This is a genomic window from Actinokineospora pegani (assembly GCF_009745975.1).
Classification (GTDB): domain Bacteria; phylum Actinomycetota; class Actinomycetes; order Mycobacteriales; family Pseudonocardiaceae; genus Actinokineospora; species Actinokineospora pegani.
Genome location: NZ_WHOL01000086.1, coordinates 60,743 through 77,476, shown reverse-complemented (window position 1 = coordinate 77,476; position 16,734 = coordinate 60,743). Strand labels below are relative to the sequence as shown.

The window sequence follows — 16,734 nt, the reverse complement described above, 5'->3', positions numbered from 1 at the left end:
GTTGCTCTGGCGGTTTTCCGGTCAGCCGGTGAGGACGATGTTGTGCGGGTTGGCGATGCCGGACGCGGTGTCACCGAGTGTGCTGGCCGCGCGGCGGTAGTCGCGCAGGATGTCGGACAGCTTCATGCGGGCGAGGGCGTGCTCGACCCGGGCCCGGACCTTGCGGTGGGTGACGTTGAGGTCTTCCTGCCAGGCTTTGAGTGGTTGACCGTCGCGTCGTTTGCGGTAGGGCATGATCACCGCCGGGTTGCCTTCGTAGCCGCCGTCGGCCATGACCGGGCGCCCGGCGGGTTTCTGCTCGATGCAGGAGTCACGGTGGGCGGTGCAGTCGTTGCGATTGCCCGGTTGCGGGTCCCCGGTGGCGATGACCAGTCGGGTGCCACCCGCACGGGCTTGCGGAACTGAGCGGGCTGCAACCCAGTGAATGGGAGGATCCACTCCGGGCGCGATGCCGAGACCACCTGCACACGGACATGATCAACCACCTGCCACCACGGCCATTCACCGGGTTGCGAGAGATCGCTTAGGGTGGAATCCGTTGCCTGGAGTGGGACCCGGTAGCGGTGCCCGCACGCGGTCCCGGGTGCGTGAACGGTCACTGTGGACGATGATGGTCCGGTGACTTCCAGTTCAGGAAGTCGCCGCGGCCGGGGTTCGGCTGGAGGCGGACGAGTCCTCGAGCCGTGCGAACGGGTGGTGGGGGCGGGTGGCCGCGTGCTCGGGTTCCCACTTCCACCACCCTGCGCTCGACCCCTGGTGATCGACGACCATCCGGACTGAGACGGTGGGACGCTTGGACCTGGTTGGGCACGCTGGCTACGGCTACTGCCGGTCGCACTCCCGGCGGTACTGGGCCGGCGTCCGGCGAACGCGACGACCCACCCAAGACATAGTGGAAGCGGGCCGGGCCCGCCTGCGGTGTGCAGGCGGGCCCGGACCACGGCGGGATTCCAGGGGGATCAGGGGATCACGCGACGTCGTAGCGGTCGGCGTTCATGACCTTGGTCCACGCCGCGGCGAAGTCCGTCACGAACTTGTCGACCGCGTCGGAGCTGGCGTAGACCTCGGCCACGGCGCGCAGCTCGGAGTTCGAGCCGAACACCAGGTCGCAGCGGGTGCCGGTCCACTTGCGCTCGCCGGTCGCGCGGTCGACGGCCTCGAAGGACTCCGCGTCGCCCGCCACGGACTTCCACTCGATCCCCATGTCCAGCAGGTTCGTGAAGAAGTCGTTGGTCAGGGTGCCCGGCCGGTCGGTGAGGACACCGGCGGTCGACTGCTGGTGGTTGGCGCCGAGGACGCGCAGGCCGCCGATGAGGACGGTCAGCTCGGGGGCGCTGAGGTTCAGCAGGTTGGCGCGGTCGACCAGCAGGTACTCCGAGGGGAGGCGGTGGCCCTTGCCCCGGTAATTGCGGAAGCCGTCCACGGTGGGCTCCAGCGGCGCGAAGGACTCCGCGTCGGTCTGCTCCTGGGTGGCGTCGGTGCGGCCCGGGGTGAACGGGATGGACAGGTCCGCCCCGGCGTCCTTGGCCGCCTTCTCCACCGCCGCGTCGCCCGCGAGGACGATCAGGTCGGCCAGCGAGATCTTCTTGCCACTCGTCTGGGCGCTGTTGAAGGACTCCTGGACGCCTTCGAGCACCCGCAGCACCTGCGCGAGCTCGTCGGGCTCGTTGACCTCCCAGCCGCGCTGCGGCTCGAGGCGGATGCGCGCGCCGTTGGCGCCGCCGCGCTTGTCGCTGGCGCGGAACGTCGAGGCCGACGCCCACGCGGTGGACACGAGCTGGGCCACGGTCAGGCCGGATTCGAGCACCTTGGCCTTGAGGTCGGCCACGTCGGCGTCGGTGACCAGCTCGTGGTCCACGGCGGGGACGCGGTCCTGCCAGATCAGCTCCTCCTGCGGCACCAGTGGGCCGAGGTAGCGCTGGATCGGGCCCATGTCGCGGTGGGTGAGCTTGAACCAGGCGCGGGCGAACGCGTCCGCGAACTGGTCCGGGTTCTCGTGGAAGCGGCGCGAGATCGGCTCGTAGACCGGGTCGAAGCGCAGCGCCAGGTCGGTGGTGAGCATGCCGGGAGCGCGGGTCAGCTCGCCGGTCTCCGGGTCGGGCACGGTGTTGGCGCCCGCGCCGTCCTTGGGCCGCCACTGGTGGGCGCCCGCCGGGCTCTTGTGGAGCTCCCACTCGTGGCCGAACAGGTTGTCGAAGAACCCGTTGCCCCACTGGACCGGGGTGGAGGTCCAGGTGACCTCCAGGCCCGAGGTGATCGCGTCGCGGCCCTTGCCGGAGCCGAACGCGTTCTTCCAGCCGAAGCCCTGCTCGGTGATGTCCGCGCCCTCGGGCTCGGCGCCGACGAACTCGTCGGGGTCGGCCGCGCCGTGGGCCTTGCCGAAGGTGTGGCCACCGGCGATGAGGGCGACGGTCTCCTCGTCGTTCATCGCCATCCGGCCGAAGGTCGCGCGGATGTCGCGGGCGGCGGCCAGCGGGTCCGGGGTGCCGTTGGGGCCCTCCGGGTTGACGTAGATCAAGCCCATCTGGACCGCGGCCAGCGGCGTCTCCAGCTCGCGGTCGCCGGTGTAGCGCTCATCGCCCAGCCAGGTGCGCTCCGGGCCCCAGTAGACGTCCTGGTCCGGCTCCCACACGTCGGCGCGGCCGCCCGCGAACCCGAAGGTCTTCAAGCCCATGGTCTCCAGGGCGCGGTTGCCCGTGAAGACCATCAGGTCGGCCCAGGAGACCTTGCGGCCCCACTTCTGCTTGACCGGCCACAGCAGGCGGCGCGCCTTGTCCAGGTTGCCGTTGTCCGGCCAGCTGTTGAGCGGCGCGAAGCGCTGCATGCCCGCTCCCGCGCCGCCGCGGCCGTCGTCCTCGCGGTAGGTGCCCGCGCTGTGCCACGCCATGCGGATCATGAAGCCGCCGTAGTGGCCGAAGTCGGCGGGCCACCAGTCCTGCGAGGTGGTCAGCACCGCGTCGACGTCGGCCGCGAGCTCGTCGAGGTCGACGGTGGCGAAGGCGGCGGCGTAGTCGAACTCGCCGCCGAACGGGTCGGCCACCGCCGAGTGCTTGCGCAGGATGGACAGGTTGAGCTGGTTGGGCCACCAGTCCCGGTTGCCCCCGCCCTCGGTCGGGTGAGCGAACCGGCCCGCGTCGACCGGGCAGCCACCCGCCTCGGGCTCGTTCATCTCGCCAACTTTGGCGTCAGGACCGTCGGTCATGCCATTCCTCTCCGGGGTGGGGCGTCCAAGGGAACGCTGTGGATCAGCGTGAGGCGCTCGGGCGCCGGTGGGCGACCTCGGCCGCGCCGACGCTGAGTCCATGATCGTTTGTGGCAGTCAAGCAGGGCGCGGCGCCAACCGCGCGATCGGTGTCGGCGTGCGGGTGGTCGTGCGCCGCGGCGGGCGCTCGACATCCGATGTGGTGGGCACGGCCGCAGAGTCTGGCGGAAAAACTGGAATCAATCAAGTCTGTGCGTGGTGCGACTTCCCGTGGGACGCGTTCATGATCGTCGCGGCCGGGGAGTGCGCGCGCGAAATCCGCGTGACATCTTCGGGAACGCCTTGGGGGATGCTCAGCGCCGTTTGGGTTTCGGGCGCTTGGCGGGCGGGGGTGGTGTGCGTTCGCGCTTGCGGTCGGGCTTGGCGTCCGGCCGGGTCTGCCTGCCGCGGCTGCTGTTCTCGGTGCGGCCCCGGACGATGCCGATGAGGTCCTCGATGTCGTCGGACTCGGTCGACCGCGGCCAGGACAGGGCGACCTGGGACTGTGGGACGCCCTCGACCGGGCGGTAGGTCAGGTCGCGGCGGTGGTGCAGGCGGGCCAGGGACTGGGGGACGAGCAGCAGGCCCAGGCCTGCGGCGACCAGTTCGACCGCGTCGGCGACCGTGTCCGGGCGGTGCTCGACGGGTTTGCCCGGGGGGTGCGGCCAGTCGAGTGTGTCGTCGTGCGGGTGCAGGACCAGTTCGTCGGCGATGTCCGCCAGGGACAGCTCGTCGGCGGCGGCGAGGAAGTGGTCCTTGGGCAGGACGGCGACGGTGACCTCGGTGTAGAGGGGGATGGCGTGCAGGACCTCGCGGTCGACCGGCAGCCGCAGCAGCGCCGCGTCGACCTCGCCGTCGCGCACCGCGGGCTCGGCGGCCCCGGCCTCGGTCCGCACCAGGTCCAGCGGGTGCTCCGGCTTGCGCTCCACCCAGACGCGGGCCCACTTCGACGGGGTGACCCCGGGGACGTAGGCGAGCCGGAACGGTGTCATGGCGCGGCACGTTACCGGCCGGTGGGCAGGCCCCGCGCGGCCGTTACCCTCTATCCCATGACCTCGCAGAAAACGTCCCAGACCATGAAGCCCGCGACCGCGGCGAAGAAGCTGGGCGTCTACCTCGAAGCGACGCCCGAGGAGTTCCGCGAGGCCCCGGTCACCCGCGACCAGCTCAACGCCCTGCAGTCCGACCCGCCCGCCTGGCTGCGCGACCTCCGCCGCGACGGCCCGCACCCCAAGCAGGTCGTCGCCGCCCGGCTGCGCGTGTCCATCGGCGGGCTGACCAGGGCGGGCGTCACCGACCCGCTCACCACCGAGCAGATCGACGCCCTCAAGGCCGAGAACCCGGACTGGCTGCGCCGTGAGCGCGAGACCCAGGCCGAGGTCCGCCGCGAGGCCGAGCGCGCCAAGAGCCAGCCCGAGTAGACCTGGGCTCCCGCGGGGTACCCCCGGGGCATGGTCGAGCGCTACATCACCATCAACGGGCGCAAGTGGCGCGCCACGGACCCCGAGATCCCCGAGGACGCGGCCGCCCGGCTGCGCAAGGCGTTGATGTCCGCTCGGCGTGCTGTCGGTGCCGCCCTGCGGGCGGGAGACGGCGCCGCTGAGCGCGCGGCGCGTGGGCGGGTGCAGGAGGCCAAGGTGGCGTTGGGGGAGCGCGGCACGCCCTGGTGGGAGCAGTCGGCGGGGGAGCGACGCGCCCGGTGGGAGCGTGGCGTGCGGCTGCTGTGCCCGCCGGACTGACCCAGTGACCAGTTCGGACAGAACCGCCATGGTCCCGCGGACGAAGGCGCTGGCGAGACGGTCCGATGTGGACTGGAGACCGATACCCGCCGGTGGGGGACGGCCACAGGCCTGCTGTGGCCGTCCCCCACCGGGTGGCTACTCGGCGAGGATGGCGTCGACCTGGCCGAGGGCTTCGCGCATGCCCTCCTCCATGCCCATGGCGGCCAGTTGCTCCAGGTGCTCCAGTGAGCTGAAGGTGCTGGAGATGACCATGCGGGTGCCGTCGTTGGTGGCGGTCAGGGTGACCGTGGCGTGCACGGCGGGGGGTTCGGGGGCGGGTTCGCCGTTCTCGTCGGCGAAGCCGTCGTCGAACTGGAGGGTGGTGGGGGCCTCGACGACGGTGAACTGCCACCAGCCGTGGGCCTTCTCGCCCTCGGGGCCGGTCATGAAGTAGTGCGAGCGGCCGCCGGGCTTGACCTCGTGCTGGGTGAAGGTGGCGGGCCAGGTGGGCGGGCCCCACCAGCGCTCGAGCTGGCGCGGGTCCTCCCAGATCTGCCAGACCCGCTCGACGGGGGCGGCGAAGTCCGCGGTGAAGGTGAGGCTGCGGGCCTCGGGGTCCTTGTGGACGCTGGTGACGGTCACGACTGCTCCTTGTTGTCTTCGATGTTGTCGGTGTCCTCGGACAAGATTTCCGCTATCGCCCGTACGCGGTGGCGCCATAGCTGCTCGTACCGGTCGAGCAGTTGGGACGCGTGGCGCAGGGTGTCGGGGTCGGCGCTCACGAGCTGCTCCCTCCCGCGCTTCTGCTTGGTGACCAGGCGGGCTCTTTCCAGCACCGCCACGTGTTTCTGCACGGCGGCGAAACTCATCGAGTACTCCCCGGCCAGCACGGACACCGACTGGGGGCTGACCAGCACGCGCTGGACGATGTCCCGTCGGGTCTTGTCGGCGAGGGCGTGGAAGACCTTGTCCACCTCGTCGTCGCTGAGCTGATCTACAACCACATGGTTGTACGTTAGTCGTGGCTGCTCGGGTTCGCAAGGCGTGCGCGGGAATTTCCGGAGCCGGGCAACGGGGTGGCTTCCCCATCGCGTGGGGGTCGGGCGCAGGCCAGCACCAGCGAAGGCCGCAGCGCACTTCGTCGCCAACGCGACCCGCCCGGGCTCCGGGGCGGATCGATCTCACACCCGGTGCGGGTCCGTGGTGGACCCGCACCGGGTGGGTGTCCTACAGCGCGCGCCAGTCCACGACACCCTCGGCGAGGGCGGTGATGGTGGCCAGCAGCCCCAGGCGGGCGGCGCGGACCCGCTGGTCCTCGGCCATCACCATCACGTCGTCGAAGAAGGTGTTGACGGGGGCGACCAGGGGGGCGGCCAGGGCGGTGAACTCGGCCAGGTCGCGGCCGGGGAGCTGGTCGCGCAGGGTGGCCACCACCTCGTGCAGGGCCAGTTCGGCGGGTTCCTGCAGCGCGGACGCGTCGTACTCGGCGGGGGTGGCCTCGGGGACGATGCGGCGGGCGCGCTGCAGGACGGCGGTCAGGGCGGCGAAGTCCTCGTCACCTGCCCGCTTCTCCAGTTCGGACAAGGTGGCGTCGGCGGCGGCGGGGCTGTCGGCCAGGGGGAGCACGGCCTGCACGAGGCGGTGTTCGTGGCCCGCGTCCAGCAACTGCTGCTCGAAGCGGCGGATGGTGAACTCGCGGGCCTCGACCAGCGCCGACTCCGGCACCGGCACGCCGTGCGCCGAGACCCGGTCGGCCGCCGCGGCCAGGCCCGCGGTGAGCGTGATGGCGTTCAGGCCGGGGGTGGCGCGCAGGATGGTCACCACGCCGCCTGCCGCGCGGCGCAGGCCGAACGGGTCGGAGCTGCCGGTGGGGGTGGCGCCGACGGCGAACAGGCCCGCCAGCAGGTCGAAGCGGTCGGCCAGGGCCAGCACCGCGCCCGGGGTGGTCTCCGGTGGGGTGTCGCCCGCGCTGCGGGGCTGCTCCATCTCCACCAGGGCCCGGGCCACGGCCGGGGTCTCGCCCGCGCGCAGCGCGTACTCGCCCGCCATGGTGCCCGCCAGGCTCGACAGCTCCACCACCATCTGCGAGGCCAGGTCGAACTTGGCCAACTCGCCCGCACGGGTGACCGTGGTCAGGTCGTCCCCGGCCAGGCCCGCCTGCGCGGCCAGCACGCCCGCCACGGCGGCGATGCGGTCGGCGCGGTCGGCGACCGAGCCCAACCGCTCCTCGAAGGTCAGCTTGACCAGGCCCTCGCGGTGCTTGGCCGGGGCGACCTGGAGATCGGCGCGCCAGAAGAACGCCGCGTCCTCGTAGCGGGCGCGCAGCACCGCCTCGTTGCCCGCGCGGACCAGGTCCGGCTCGCAGTCGCCGTTGGCCACGGCCACGAAGTGCGGCAGCAGCCCGGACTCGCCGCGCACCGGCAGGTACCGCTGGTGCTTGCGCATGACCGTGGTCAGGATGGCCTCGGGCAGCTCCAGGTAGCGCTCCTCGAACCCGCCGAGGATCGGGTTGGGCAGCTCGACGAGGTTGGTGACCTCGTCGACCAGCTTGGCCTCGCCCGTGAAGTCCACCGTGCCGCCGACCGTCGCGGCCAGCTCGGTCGAGGCGTCGATGATCCGCGTGCGGCGCTCGGCGGCGTCGGCGACGATGCCGTGCCCGGCGAGGAACTCCAGGTAGCCCTCGGCCGAGGGCACGCGCACCTCGGGCTCGGCCGCGGTGCGGTGCACGCGGGTCGTCGAACCGCTGCGCAGCGCCGACACCGCCACCGGGATCTCGGTCTCGCCCAGCATGGCGACCAGCCAGCGGACCGCGCGGCTGAACGACAGCCTCGGGTCGCGCCAGCGCATGTTCTTCTCCGCGCGCAGCTCGCCGACGACCTGCGCCAGCACCTCGCTGAGCACGGCGGCCGCGCCGCGGCCGGTCTCGGTGCGCACGACGGCGACGTGCTCGACGCCGTCCACCTCGACCCGCACCAGGTCGGCCGGGTCGGCGCCCTTGCCCCTGGCGAAGCCCTGGCCCGCCTTGGTCAGGTTGCCGTCGGCGTCGTAGGCGGCGGCGACCTTGGGGCCGCGCAGGGTGCGCTCGGCGTCGGGCTCACCCGGCTCCACCCGCGAGACCAGGGCGATGACCCGGCGCGGGGTGGCGTAGGTGGTGATCGCGCCGTGCCCGAGCCGGGTGGCGCCCAGCTTCTCGGTCAGCGCCTCGCGCACGTACTCGGCGGTCGTGTGCACGTCCGAGTGCGGCAGCTCCTCGACGCCGATCTCGAACAGCAGCGTCGCGGGCGCGTCGAAGGTCGGCAGGTCGGCGGGCAGCTCGGCGGCGGTCAGCGGCTCGACCACGCCCAGCGGGTGCTCCAGCTCCTGCCTGCGCTCGGCCCACAGCCCGGCCGCGCGGCGGGTCAGCGTCCGCATCTGCCCGAACGCCTTGGCCCGCTCGGTGGTGCTGATCGCGCCGCGCGCGTCGAGCACGTTGAACGTGTGGCTGCACCGCAGCACCTGCACGTAGGCGGGCACCGGCAGCCGCTCGTCGAGCAGCCTGCCCGCCTCGGCGGCGTACTCCTCGAACAGCCGCTTGTTCGACTCCACGTCGGCGTCGTCGAGGTAGTAGCGGCTCATCTCGTACTCGGACTGCCCGAACACCTCGCCGTAGGAGATGCCCTCGGCGTAGGCGATGTCCTTGAAGTGCGCCACGCCCTGCAGCGCCATCAGGATGCGCTCCATGCCGTAGGTGATCTCCACCGAAACCGGGTCCAGGGCCAGGCCACCGGCCTGCTGCATGTAGGTGAACTGGGTGATCTCCAACCCGTCCAGCCACACCTCCCAGCCCAGGCCCCACGCGCCGAGGGCGGGGGCGGCCCAGTTGTCCTCGACGAACCGGATGTCGTGGCCCCGGATGTCGACGCCCAGCGCCTCCAGGCTGCCCAGGTAGAGCTCCTGGGCGTTGCCGGGGTCGGGCTTGAGGATCACCTGGAACTGGGTGTGGGTCTGCAGCCGGTTCGGGTTCTCGCCGTACCGGGCGTCGTCCGGCCGCACGCTGGGCTCGACGTACCCGACCCGCCACGGCTCCGGGCCGATCACCCGCAGCATCGTCGCCGGGTTCATCGTCCCCGCGCCCACCTCGGTGTTGAACGGCTGGACGATCATGCAACCGCGCTCGGTCCAGTAGCGCTGCAGGGCGAGCAGCGCCTCCTGCATGGTCGGCGCTGTCGGTGCGCCCTGCTGGGCCGTGCTGTTGCTGCTGCTCTCGGTCACCGGTTCCGAACCCTCCACGACCCACCAGGCGAATGGCTTTGACCCGGCATTCTGCCAGTCGCCCCAGCCCGGGCTGAGTCGGGACTGACCTGCTCACCGGTCGTGCGGCGCGAGCAGGGACCGCGCGGCGGCTATCGCCTCAGCTCGTCGCCGACGCCACGGCCGGGCGGGGCTCCGAGCGGCCGCAGACCTGGCGGGCGGGACCCCGCGCCTCGCCCGCCAGGGGTCACCCCCGGGGCTTGAGCAGCATCAGACCGGCGCGGTGGGCGACGTGCACCAGCTCGCCCCGGTTGTTGATCCCCCGGTGCTCGAAGAACACGATGCCCGAGTCGTCGCGGGACTTGGACTCGCGCTTGTCCAGGATCGTGGTCTCGGCGCGGAGCGTGTCGCCGTGGAAGACGGGGTTGGGGAAGTCGAACTTGGTGTAGCCGAGGTTGCCCAGGGTGGTGCCCAGGGTCAGGTCGTGCACGATCATGCCGCCGATGAGCCCGGCCGTGTAGAGGCTGGGCACCAGGCGCTGCTTGTGGATGGTGGTCTCCATGTAGTGCGCGTCCAGGTGGATGGGCGCGGGGTTCATGGTGATCGAGCAGTACATGACGGTGTCGGTCTCGGTGACGGTGCGGGACCACTCGTGGCGGTACTCCCTGCCGACCTCGAACTCCTCGAAGTACAAGCCTGCCATGTCGTTCTCCCTCAGATTCCGCCGTTGAGCGAGGCGAGCTGGTCGACGCGCGCCAGCCACTCCGTCGCCTTGTCCGCGTGGGCCTTGTCCACGTGGATGTCGCCGTACATGACCGCGCCGTCGCCGCGGGCCTCGGCTTCCTGGTAGGTCGACAGCAGCCCCTGGTAGAACTCGATGCTGGCCTTGTCGGGGGTGTGGACCTCGTTGACCACGGGCACGTGCGTCGGGTGCAGCACGATCTGGCCGCGGAAACCCATGCCCCGGCCGCGCCGCGAGAACTCCCGCAGGCCGTCGAGGTCGCGGATGCGCTCCCACAGGGCCGTCAGCGGGTGCCGGTCGGCGGCCCTGGTCGCGATGAGGATGCGGGTGCGGTGGTACACCGACTCCAGGCCCTCGGGGGTCCACTCGAACCCGACGGCCTTGGCGATGTCGGCGTGCTCGGCGGTCGGGCCGATCATGGCGCCGACGCGCGGCGAGGCCGCCGCGATCTCCTCGCAGTTGACGATCCCGCGCACGGTCTCCACCGGGACGATGTACTCGAGTCCGGAGACGCCCGCGCGGGCCTCGAAGTGGTCGAGCAGCGTGTCGTAGCGGATCACGTCGATGGCGGTGTCGACCTTCGGCGCGAACACCCCGGTCAGACCCGGCACCACGGCCGCTTCCAGGTCGAGCCCCGCGAGCCCGGTCCCGAGCGAGTTGCACCGCACGAACAGGCCCATGGCCGGGTGCGAGGCCGACAGCGACTCCACAGCGGCCCGCACCTCCAGCCGCGCGGACTCCTTCAGGTGCGCCGGGACCGAGTCCTCCAGGTCGAAGCACACCGCGTCCGCGCCGGACTCGGCGGCCTTCGAGAACCACGAGGTCTTGTGGGCGGGGACGAACAGCACCGAGCGATAGGGCTTCATGGCCTGCCTCCTAATACGAGCGGGGGAGTCCGAGCACGTGCTCGGAGAGGTAGTTGAGGACCATCTCCTGGCTGATCGGCGCGATGCGCTTGAGCCGGGCCTCGCGGAAGTAGCGCTCGACGTGGAACTCCTTGCCGAACCCGTACCCGCCGTGGGTCTGCAGCGCGACGTCGGCCGCCTTGAACGCGGCGTCGGCGGCGAGGAACTTGCCCATGTTGGCCTCGCGCCCGCAGGGCTGGCCGTTGTCCAGCAGCCAGGCGGCCTTGTTGACCATCAGCTCCGCCGCGTCGAGCCGCATCAGGGCCTCGGCCAGCGGGAACGCCACGCCCTGGTTCTGACCGATCGGGCGGCCGAACACGACGCGCTCCTTGGCGTAGGCGGTGGCGCGGCGGATGGCCGCGCGGCCGATGCCCAGGGCGGCGTTGGAGGCGATGATCCGCTCGGCGTTGAGGCCCGCCAGGATGGCCTTGAAGCCCTTGCCGACCTCGCCGACGACGTCGGCGTCGGCGACGAACAGGTCGTCGATGAACAGTTCGTTGGTGTTGACCGCGTTGCGCCCCATCTTGGGGATCTCGCGGATCTGCACGTGCTCGGGGTCCATCTCGGCGAACAGCAGGGTCATGCCGTCGGTGCGCTTGGCGCAGTCCTCGCGCTTGGTGGTGCGTACCAGCAGCAGCATCCGCTCGGCCTGCTGCGCCTTGGTGATCCACACCTTCTTGCCGCTGACCCGGTAGCCGCCGTCGACCTCGCGGGCGAAGGTGGTGATGCCGGTGGTGTCGGTGCCCGCGTCCGGCTCGGTCACGGCGAAGGAGATGTGCAGGTCGCCGGACGGGACCCGGGGCAGGAAGCGCTGCTTGAGGTCGTCGGAGCCGTGCCGGATGATCGGGTCGAAGCCGAAGATGCCGATGTGGACGGCCGAGCAGGCGTTCATGCCGCCGCCGGAGGCGGAGATCTCCTGCTCGACGATCGCGGCCTCGGTCACGCCGAGCCCGCCGCCGCCGTACTCCTCGGGGATGGTGATGCCCAGCCAGCCCTGCTTGGCCACGGCGTTGTAGAACTCCCAGGGGAACTCGTGGGAGTTGTCGTGCTCCATCCAGTAGTTGTCGTCGAACGGCTCCATCATGTCGCGCACCGCGCGGCGGATGTCCTCGTGCAGGTCGTTCTTCTCAAAAGACATGTCACACCAACTCGCGGTCGAAGGTCTCTGCGGTGATGCCGTCCTCGCGCAGGGCGGCCTTCTGGATCTTCTGCGACTGCGACTTGGGCAGCGCCTCGCAGAACCGGATGAACCGGGGCACCGCGAACGAGGGCAGCGTCTTGCCGCACCACGTCCACAGCTCGGCGGCGTCGACGGTCCCCGAGACCACGACGCAGGCCATGACCTCGTCCTCGCCCGCCTCGACGGAGGCGGGCACGCCGATCACCGCGCACTCGACGACCGCGTCGTGGCCGAGGATGGCCTGCTCCACCTCGTAGGAGGAGATGTTCTCGCCCCGGCGGCGCAGCGCGTCCTTGAACCGGTCGACGAAGTAGAACCAGCCGTCGGCGTCGCGGACCATGGCGTCGCCGGTGTGGAACCACAGGTTGCGCCACGCCTCGACGGTCTTCTCCGGCATGTTGTAGTAGCCCATGCTGGCCGTCCACGGCCGCTTGGGCCGGATCTGCAGCTCGCCCAGCGCGCCCACCGGCACCTCGACGTCGGTCTCCGGGTCGGCCAGCCGCACGTCGAACCACTCGTGGAGTTGGACACCCACGGCCCCGGGCGGGCGTTCCACCCCGTACGGGGTCATGAACGGCATGGAGGTCTCGGTCAGCCCGAACGCCTCCACGAACGCCTCGATGCCGAACCGCTCCTGGAACTCGTGCACGATCGAGCTGGCGGTCGGCGCCGCGTAGACCGCGCGCAGCTTGTTGTCCCGGTCGTCGGCGCGCGGGGCCTGCTTCCAGATGAAGTCCATCATCACGCCGATGAAGTTCGTGACCGTGACCCCGTGGTCGCGCACGTGGTCGATCCAGCGCGACGCGGAGAACTTGCGGCGGGTGACGAAGGTGCCGCCCGCGACCAGCGCCGGGTAGGCGGCCAGGAACTGCGCGTTGCCGTGGAACAGCGGGGTGACCGACATGTAGGTGTCGTCGGCGGTGAACCTGGTCAGGTTCACGTCCTCCTGGGCGAAGAAGTACATCTGCGCGTGCGGCATCGCCACGCCCTTGGACGGGCCGGTGGTGCCGGAGGTGAAGAAGATCGACGCCAGGTCCTGCGCCCGGATGGTCGGGTACGGCAGCTCGATCTCCACCGGGCGGTCCAGTTCGGACCACGGCGCGGCGGTCTTGCCCAGCGATTCGAAGGTGGCCAGCGCCTCGGCCAGGTGCCCGGTGTCGACGACCCAGAACCGGTCGACGCCCGAGCACGCCGCCAGCACGCCGTCGTCGGCGAACCGGGCGGCGTAGACGTCGTCCACGACGGCCCAGCGCGGCTGCGACACCCGGATCTGGTGGGCGAGGAAGTTGTGCTCGTAGGCGGTGTTCAGCGGGACCTCGACCAGCCCGGCCAGCGCCGAGCCGAACCAGGACCGGACCAGCTCCGAGGAGTTGTCGGCCATGATGATCAGCCGCTCGCCGGGCTGGGCGCCGCGCAGCATCAGCTCCTGCGCGCCGCGCTCGGCCGCGGCCAGGACCTCGCCGTAGGTCCACACCCGGTCCTCGTCGATCACGTCGAGGAACACCTTGTCCGGGGTGGCGCCCGCGTGGTGGCGCAGCACGTGGTCGAGGCGCCAGTCGGTCCACTCGGGGAAGTTCAGCGTGAACGGCGGGTACTCGATCATGAGTCTCCCTTTCGCTGATCGCCGGGGTCGAGGGTGAACCTGGCCGGGCGCTTCTCCAGGAACGCCTGCGCGCCCTCGACCATGTCGGGGCTGCCGACCGCCTGCACGAGCATCCCGAGGCCGGAGGAGAACGAGTCGCGGGCCGCGTTCCACCACACGTTGGAGCTGATCTTGGTGATCTCCAGGTAGCGCGGGCTGAGCGCGCACAGCTCGTCAGCCCACGACATCACCGCGCCCTCCAGTTCGGCGTCCGGGACCACGGCGTTGACCAGCCCCAGGTCGAGGGCCTGCGCGGCGGAGTAGCGGCGGCAGAGCATCGCCAGCTCCTTGGCCCGCTTCTCCCCGATCTGCACGCCCATGACGTTCGTGGCGCCGGTGACGGGGGCGGAGCCGACCCGGGGGCCGGTCTGGCCGAAGGTGGCCGACTCGGCGGCGATCGCCAAGTCGCAGGCCACCACCAGCTCGTTGCCACCGCCCGCGGCGGCGCCGTTGACCGCCGCGATGACCGGCCGGGGGCAGGTGCGGATGGCGTCGAACATGCGCAGCGAGGAGCGGTAGAGCTTGCGCATCGCGCCGGTGGTCGGCTCGGCCATGCCCGCGAGCGCGCCACCCGCGCAGAAGGCGCCGGGGGCGCCGGTCAGCACCACGACGCGGACGTCGCTGCTGGCTTCGATGGCGAGGGCGACGGCCTCGGCCATCTCCTCGTCGTAGGCGTTGCGACGGGCGGGCGCGGACAGGGTGATCCACCGGGTCTCACCGCGCTCGTCGACCTGGACAGCACTGTCGGATGTGAGCACGCAACAGAGGCTAATTATGAGCATTGATACAAGTCAAGACCTCGTTCGTGCCGGTGTTTCCGCAGGAGAAGCGCTGTCCATCTTGACCAGCTTCGCGAAACCATGCTAATCATTAGCGCGTCGGTACGACGATAGACAGCAGACCGGAGAGGACGGGCCGATGACCGGCTTCACGCTGACCGATGAGCAGGTGGCCCTGCGCGAGACCGCGGCCAAGGTCGCCCGCGAGCGCTACGCGCCCAAGGCCGAGGAGTGGGACCGCGACCGGGTCGAGTTCCCGATCGAGGAGCGCCGCCTGCTCGGCGAGCTGGGGTACCTGGGCATCGCGCTGCCCGAGGAGCACGGCGGCGGCGGCGCGCCCATCCTCGACGCGCTGATCGTCATCGAGGAGCTGGCCAAGGTCTGCCGTCCGGCCGCGTTCCAGGTGTTCGAGTCCAACACCGGCCCGGCCAGCGTGCTCGCCCGGATCGGCACACCGGAGCAGAAGGCCAAGTACCTGCCCGGCATCGTCGCGGGCGAGCTGTCGATGGCCGTGGCGATCTCCGAGCCCGACGCCGGGTCCGCGGCCACCGACATGACCACCAAGGCCACCCTCGAGGGGGATTGCTACCGGGTCAACGGCATGAAGCGCTGGGTGTCGAACTCCGGGCACGCCGAGCTGTACCTGCTCTACGTGCGGCTGTCCGACGCCCCCGGCGCCAAGGGGATCGGCGCGCTGCTGGTCGAGAGGGACACCCCCGGCGTGTCCTTCGGCGCGCGGGAGAAGCTGATGGGCTTCCGCGGCATCCCCTCGCGCGACATCCACTTCGACGACGTGCTCGTGCCCGCGGAGAACCTGCTCGTCGACGCGGGCGACGGCTTCCGCACGCTGTTCAACGCCTTCTCCCTGGAGCGCCTGGGCAACTCCACGGTCAGCATGGCCATCGCCCAGGCCGCCCTCGACCGCAGCATCGATTACTGCACCACCCGCGTGCAGTTCGGCAAGCCGCTGATCGAGTTCCAGGCGGTGCAGGCCGACCTCGCCGAGATGGTGGTCCAGGTCGAGTCCGCCCGGCTGCTGATCTACCGGGCCGCGCTGGAGGCCGGGCGCGGCATCCCCCAGTCGTTGCAGGTGTCGATCGCCAAGCGGGCGGCCAACGAGGCGGGCAAGCGCGTCTCCGACGCCGCGATCACCCTGCACGGCGGCAACGGCTACTCCGAGGAGTACGGCATCGAGCGGCTGCACCGCGACGCCCACGGCTGGGCCATCGCGGGCGGCACGCCCACCATGCAGCGGGTGCGGATCGTGTCCGAGCTGCTCGGGCGCAAGTTCGACCAGCGCGCGTGATCAGCACCCGGTTCACGGCGGCGTTCGGGGTGCGGCACCCGGTCGTGTGCGGCGGGATGACCGCGGTCGGCACCGCGGACCTGGTCGCCCCGGTCGCCGAGGCGGGCGCGCTGGGGTTCCTGGCCGCGCTCACCCAGCCGACCCCGGAGGCGCTGGTCGCCGAGGTCGAGCGCTGCCGCTCGATGACCGACCAGCCCTTCGGGGTGAACCTGACGATCCTGCCGACCGCCCGGCCGGTGCCCTACGCCGAGTACCGGGACGCCATCGTCGCGGCGGGCGTGCCGGTGGTGGAGACGGCCGGGCGCAACCCGGCCGAGCACCTGCCCGCGTTCCGGGCGGCCGGGATCAAGGTCATCCACAAGGCCGTGTCGGTGCGGCACGCGGTGAAGGCCCAGTCGCTGGGCGTCGACGCGGTCAGCGTGGACGGTTTCGAGGCCGCGGGCCACCCCGGCGAGGACGACGTGCCGGGGCTGGTGCTGTTCGCCGCCGCCGCGCGGGCGCTGGACATCCCGTTCATCGCCAGTGGCGGCCTGGCCACCGGCGCGGGCCTGGTCGCGGCCCTGGCCCTGGGCGCGTCGGCGGTCAACATGGGCACCCGCTTCGTCGCGACCGCCGAGGCTCCGGTCCACCAGCGGGTCAAGGACCGGATCGTGGCCAACGACGAGCGGGCGACCGCCCTGGTGTTCCGCAAGTTCGCCAACACCGCGCGGGTCGCGCTCAACGACGTCAGCGCGCGGATCCGGCGGATCGAGGACGAGCGGGGGACCACCTTCGACGACGTCGCCGAGCTGGCCTCCGGCGCCCGCGGCCGGGAGCGGGTGCTGGCCGCGGGCGATGTGGACGGTGGCATGTGGTGGGCCGGTCAGTCGCAGGGGCTCATCCACGACGTGCCCACGGTGGCCGAGCTGGTGGACCGCTTGGTCGGCGAGGCCGAGGAGCTGATGGCGCGGACTCTGCCCGGCCTCGTCCGCTGATGCCCCGGACCACC

The 16,734-nt window shown here is 71.4% G+C and carries 14 protein-coding genes and 1 pseudogene; 4 read left to right on the top strand and 11 right to left on the bottom strand.

All coding sequences use genetic code 11. The annotated features are described in order from the left end of the window. Window positions 1-21 precede the first annotated feature (21 nt). From GCL84_RS14345 to GCL84_RS14335, 3 genes and pseudogenes are all read right to left on the bottom strand, one after another. Window positions 22-378, bottom strand: a pseudogene (locus tag GCL84_RS14345) (transposase family protein); the annotation flags it as partial. 589 nt (window positions 379-967) lie between these two features. Next, window positions 968-3,307 carry a catalase/peroxidase HPI gene (katG, locus tag GCL84_RS14340; RefSeq protein WP_407924394.1) on the bottom strand — a complete coding sequence of 780 codons (2,340 nt, stop codon included), beginning with the start codon at window positions 3,305-3,307 and terminating at the stop codon, window positions 968-970. A gap of 248 nt (window positions 3,308-3,555) precedes the next feature. Beyond that, window positions 3,556-4,233, bottom strand: coding sequence for a LysR substrate-binding domain-containing protein (locus tag GCL84_RS14335; protein WP_156755954.1), 678 nt, complete (start codon window positions 4,231-4,233; stop codon window positions 3,556-3,558). Between the two features lie 57 nt (window positions 4,234-4,290). Here GCL84_RS14335 and GCL84_RS14330 point away from each other — a divergent pair, with 57 nt between their 5' ends. Beyond that, window positions 4,291-4,662, top strand: a complete 372-nt coding sequence (locus tag GCL84_RS14330; protein WP_156755953.1) for a DUF5997 family protein — start codon at window positions 4,291-4,293, stop codon at window positions 4,660-4,662. A 30-nt stretch (window positions 4,663-4,692) separates the two neighbouring features. Continuing rightward, on the top strand, window positions 4,693-4,980 hold the full coding sequence (locus tag GCL84_RS14325; RefSeq protein WP_156755952.1) for a hypothetical protein: 288 nt from the start codon (window positions 4,693-4,695) through the stop codon (window positions 4,978-4,980). Window positions 4,981-5,118: 138 nt separating this feature from the next. On the opposite strand, the gene GCL84_RS14320 is transcribed toward GCL84_RS14325, so the two are convergent. The 8 genes from GCL84_RS14320 to GCL84_RS14285 all read right to left on the bottom strand — a co-directional run bounded on the left by GCL84_RS14320 (window position 5,119) and on the right by GCL84_RS14285 (window position 14,419). Then, a complete protein-coding gene (locus GCL84_RS14320) occupies window positions 5,119-5,604 on the bottom strand; it encodes an SRPBCC family protein (RefSeq protein ID WP_156755951.1) in 486 nt (161 codons plus the stop codon). Then, window positions 5,601-5,966 carry an ArsR/SmtB family transcription factor gene (locus tag GCL84_RS14315; RefSeq protein ID WP_156755950.1) on the bottom strand — a complete coding sequence of 122 codons (366 nt, stop codon included), beginning with the start codon at window positions 5,964-5,966 and terminating at the stop codon, window positions 5,601-5,603. The genes GCL84_RS14320 and GCL84_RS14315 overlap by 4 nt, the downstream gene beginning before the upstream one ends. 223 nt (window positions 5,967-6,189) lie before the next feature. After that, window positions 6,190-9,213, bottom strand: coding sequence for a glycine--tRNA ligase (locus tag GCL84_RS14310; protein ID WP_235926248.1), 3,024 nt, complete (start codon window positions 9,211-9,213; stop codon window positions 6,190-6,192). A 226-nt stretch (window positions 9,214-9,439) separates the two neighbouring features. Further along, entirely contained in the window at window positions 9,440-9,895 is a 456-nt protein-coding gene (locus GCL84_RS14305) for a MaoC family dehydratase (protein WP_156755949.1), read from the bottom strand. Window positions 9,896-9,906: 11 nt separating this feature from the next. Next, window positions 9,907-10,800, bottom strand: a complete 894-nt coding sequence (locus GCL84_RS14300) for an HpcH/HpaI aldolase/citrate lyase family protein (RefSeq protein WP_156755948.1) — start codon at window positions 10,798-10,800, stop codon at window positions 9,907-9,909. Between the two features lie 10 nt (window positions 10,801-10,810). Beyond that, window positions 10,811-11,977 carry an acyl-CoA dehydrogenase family protein gene (locus GCL84_RS14295; RefSeq protein ID WP_156755947.1) on the bottom strand — a complete coding sequence of 389 codons (1,167 nt, stop codon included), beginning with the start codon at window positions 11,975-11,977 and terminating at the stop codon, window positions 10,811-10,813. A 1-nt stretch (window position 11,978) separates the two neighbouring features. Then, window positions 11,979-13,622: an AMP-binding protein gene (locus GCL84_RS14290; protein ID WP_156755946.1), complete on the bottom strand. Its 1,644-nt coding sequence runs from the start codon at window positions 13,620-13,622 to the stop codon at window positions 11,979-11,981. After that, a complete protein-coding gene (locus GCL84_RS14285; RefSeq protein WP_235926247.1) occupies window positions 13,619-14,419 on the bottom strand; it encodes an enoyl-CoA hydratase/isomerase family protein in 801 nt (266 codons plus the stop codon). Before GCL84_RS14285 ends, GCL84_RS14290 begins: the two co-directional genes overlap by 4 nt. A gap of 160 nt (window positions 14,420-14,579) precedes the next feature. Between GCL84_RS14285 and GCL84_RS14280 the strand changes: the two genes are divergently transcribed. Together GCL84_RS14280 and GCL84_RS14275 are read left to right on the top strand one after the other, a co-directional pair. Next, entirely contained in the window at window positions 14,580-15,746 is a 1,167-nt protein-coding gene (locus GCL84_RS14280) for an acyl-CoA dehydrogenase family protein (protein ID WP_156755944.1), read from the top strand. Further along, window positions 15,743-16,720 carry an NAD(P)H-dependent flavin oxidoreductase gene (locus GCL84_RS14275; protein WP_156755943.1) on the top strand — a complete coding sequence of 326 codons (978 nt, stop codon included), beginning with the start codon at window positions 15,743-15,745 and terminating at the stop codon, window positions 16,718-16,720. The genes GCL84_RS14280 and GCL84_RS14275 overlap by 4 nt, the downstream gene beginning before the upstream one ends. Window positions 16,721-16,734: the final 14 nt, after the last annotated feature.

Excerpts from the sequence above, each read along its gene's own strand:
- GCL84_RS14335 (WP_156755954.1), bottom strand. The coding sequence starts at position 4,233 with ATGACACCGTTCCGGCTCGCCTACGTCCCCGGGGTCACCCCGTCGAAG.
- GCL84_RS14330 (WP_156755953.1), top strand. The coding sequence starts at position 4,291 with ATGACCTCGCAGAAAACGTCCCAGACCATGAAGCCCGCGACCGCGGCG.
- GCL84_RS14325 (WP_156755952.1), top strand. The coding sequence starts at position 4,693 with ATGGTCGAGCGCTACATCACCATCAACGGGCGCAAGTGGCGCGCCACG.
- GCL84_RS14305 (WP_156755949.1), bottom strand. The coding sequence starts at position 9,895 with ATGGCAGGCTTGTACTTCGAGGAGTTCGAGGTCGGCAGGGAGTACCGC.
- GCL84_RS14300 (WP_156755948.1), bottom strand. The coding sequence starts at position 10,800 with ATGAAGCCCTATCGCTCGGTGCTGTTCGTCCCCGCCCACAAGACCTCG.
- GCL84_RS14295 (WP_156755947.1), bottom strand. The coding sequence starts at position 11,977 with ATGTCTTTTGAGAAGAACGACCTGCACGAGGACATCCGCCGCGCGGTG.
- GCL84_RS14290 (WP_156755946.1), bottom strand. The coding sequence starts at position 13,622 with ATGATCGAGTACCCGCCGTTCACGCTGAACTTCCCCGAGTGGACCGAC.
- GCL84_RS14280 (WP_156755944.1), top strand. The coding sequence starts at position 14,580 with ATGACCGGCTTCACGCTGACCGATGAGCAGGTGGCCCTGCGCGAGACC.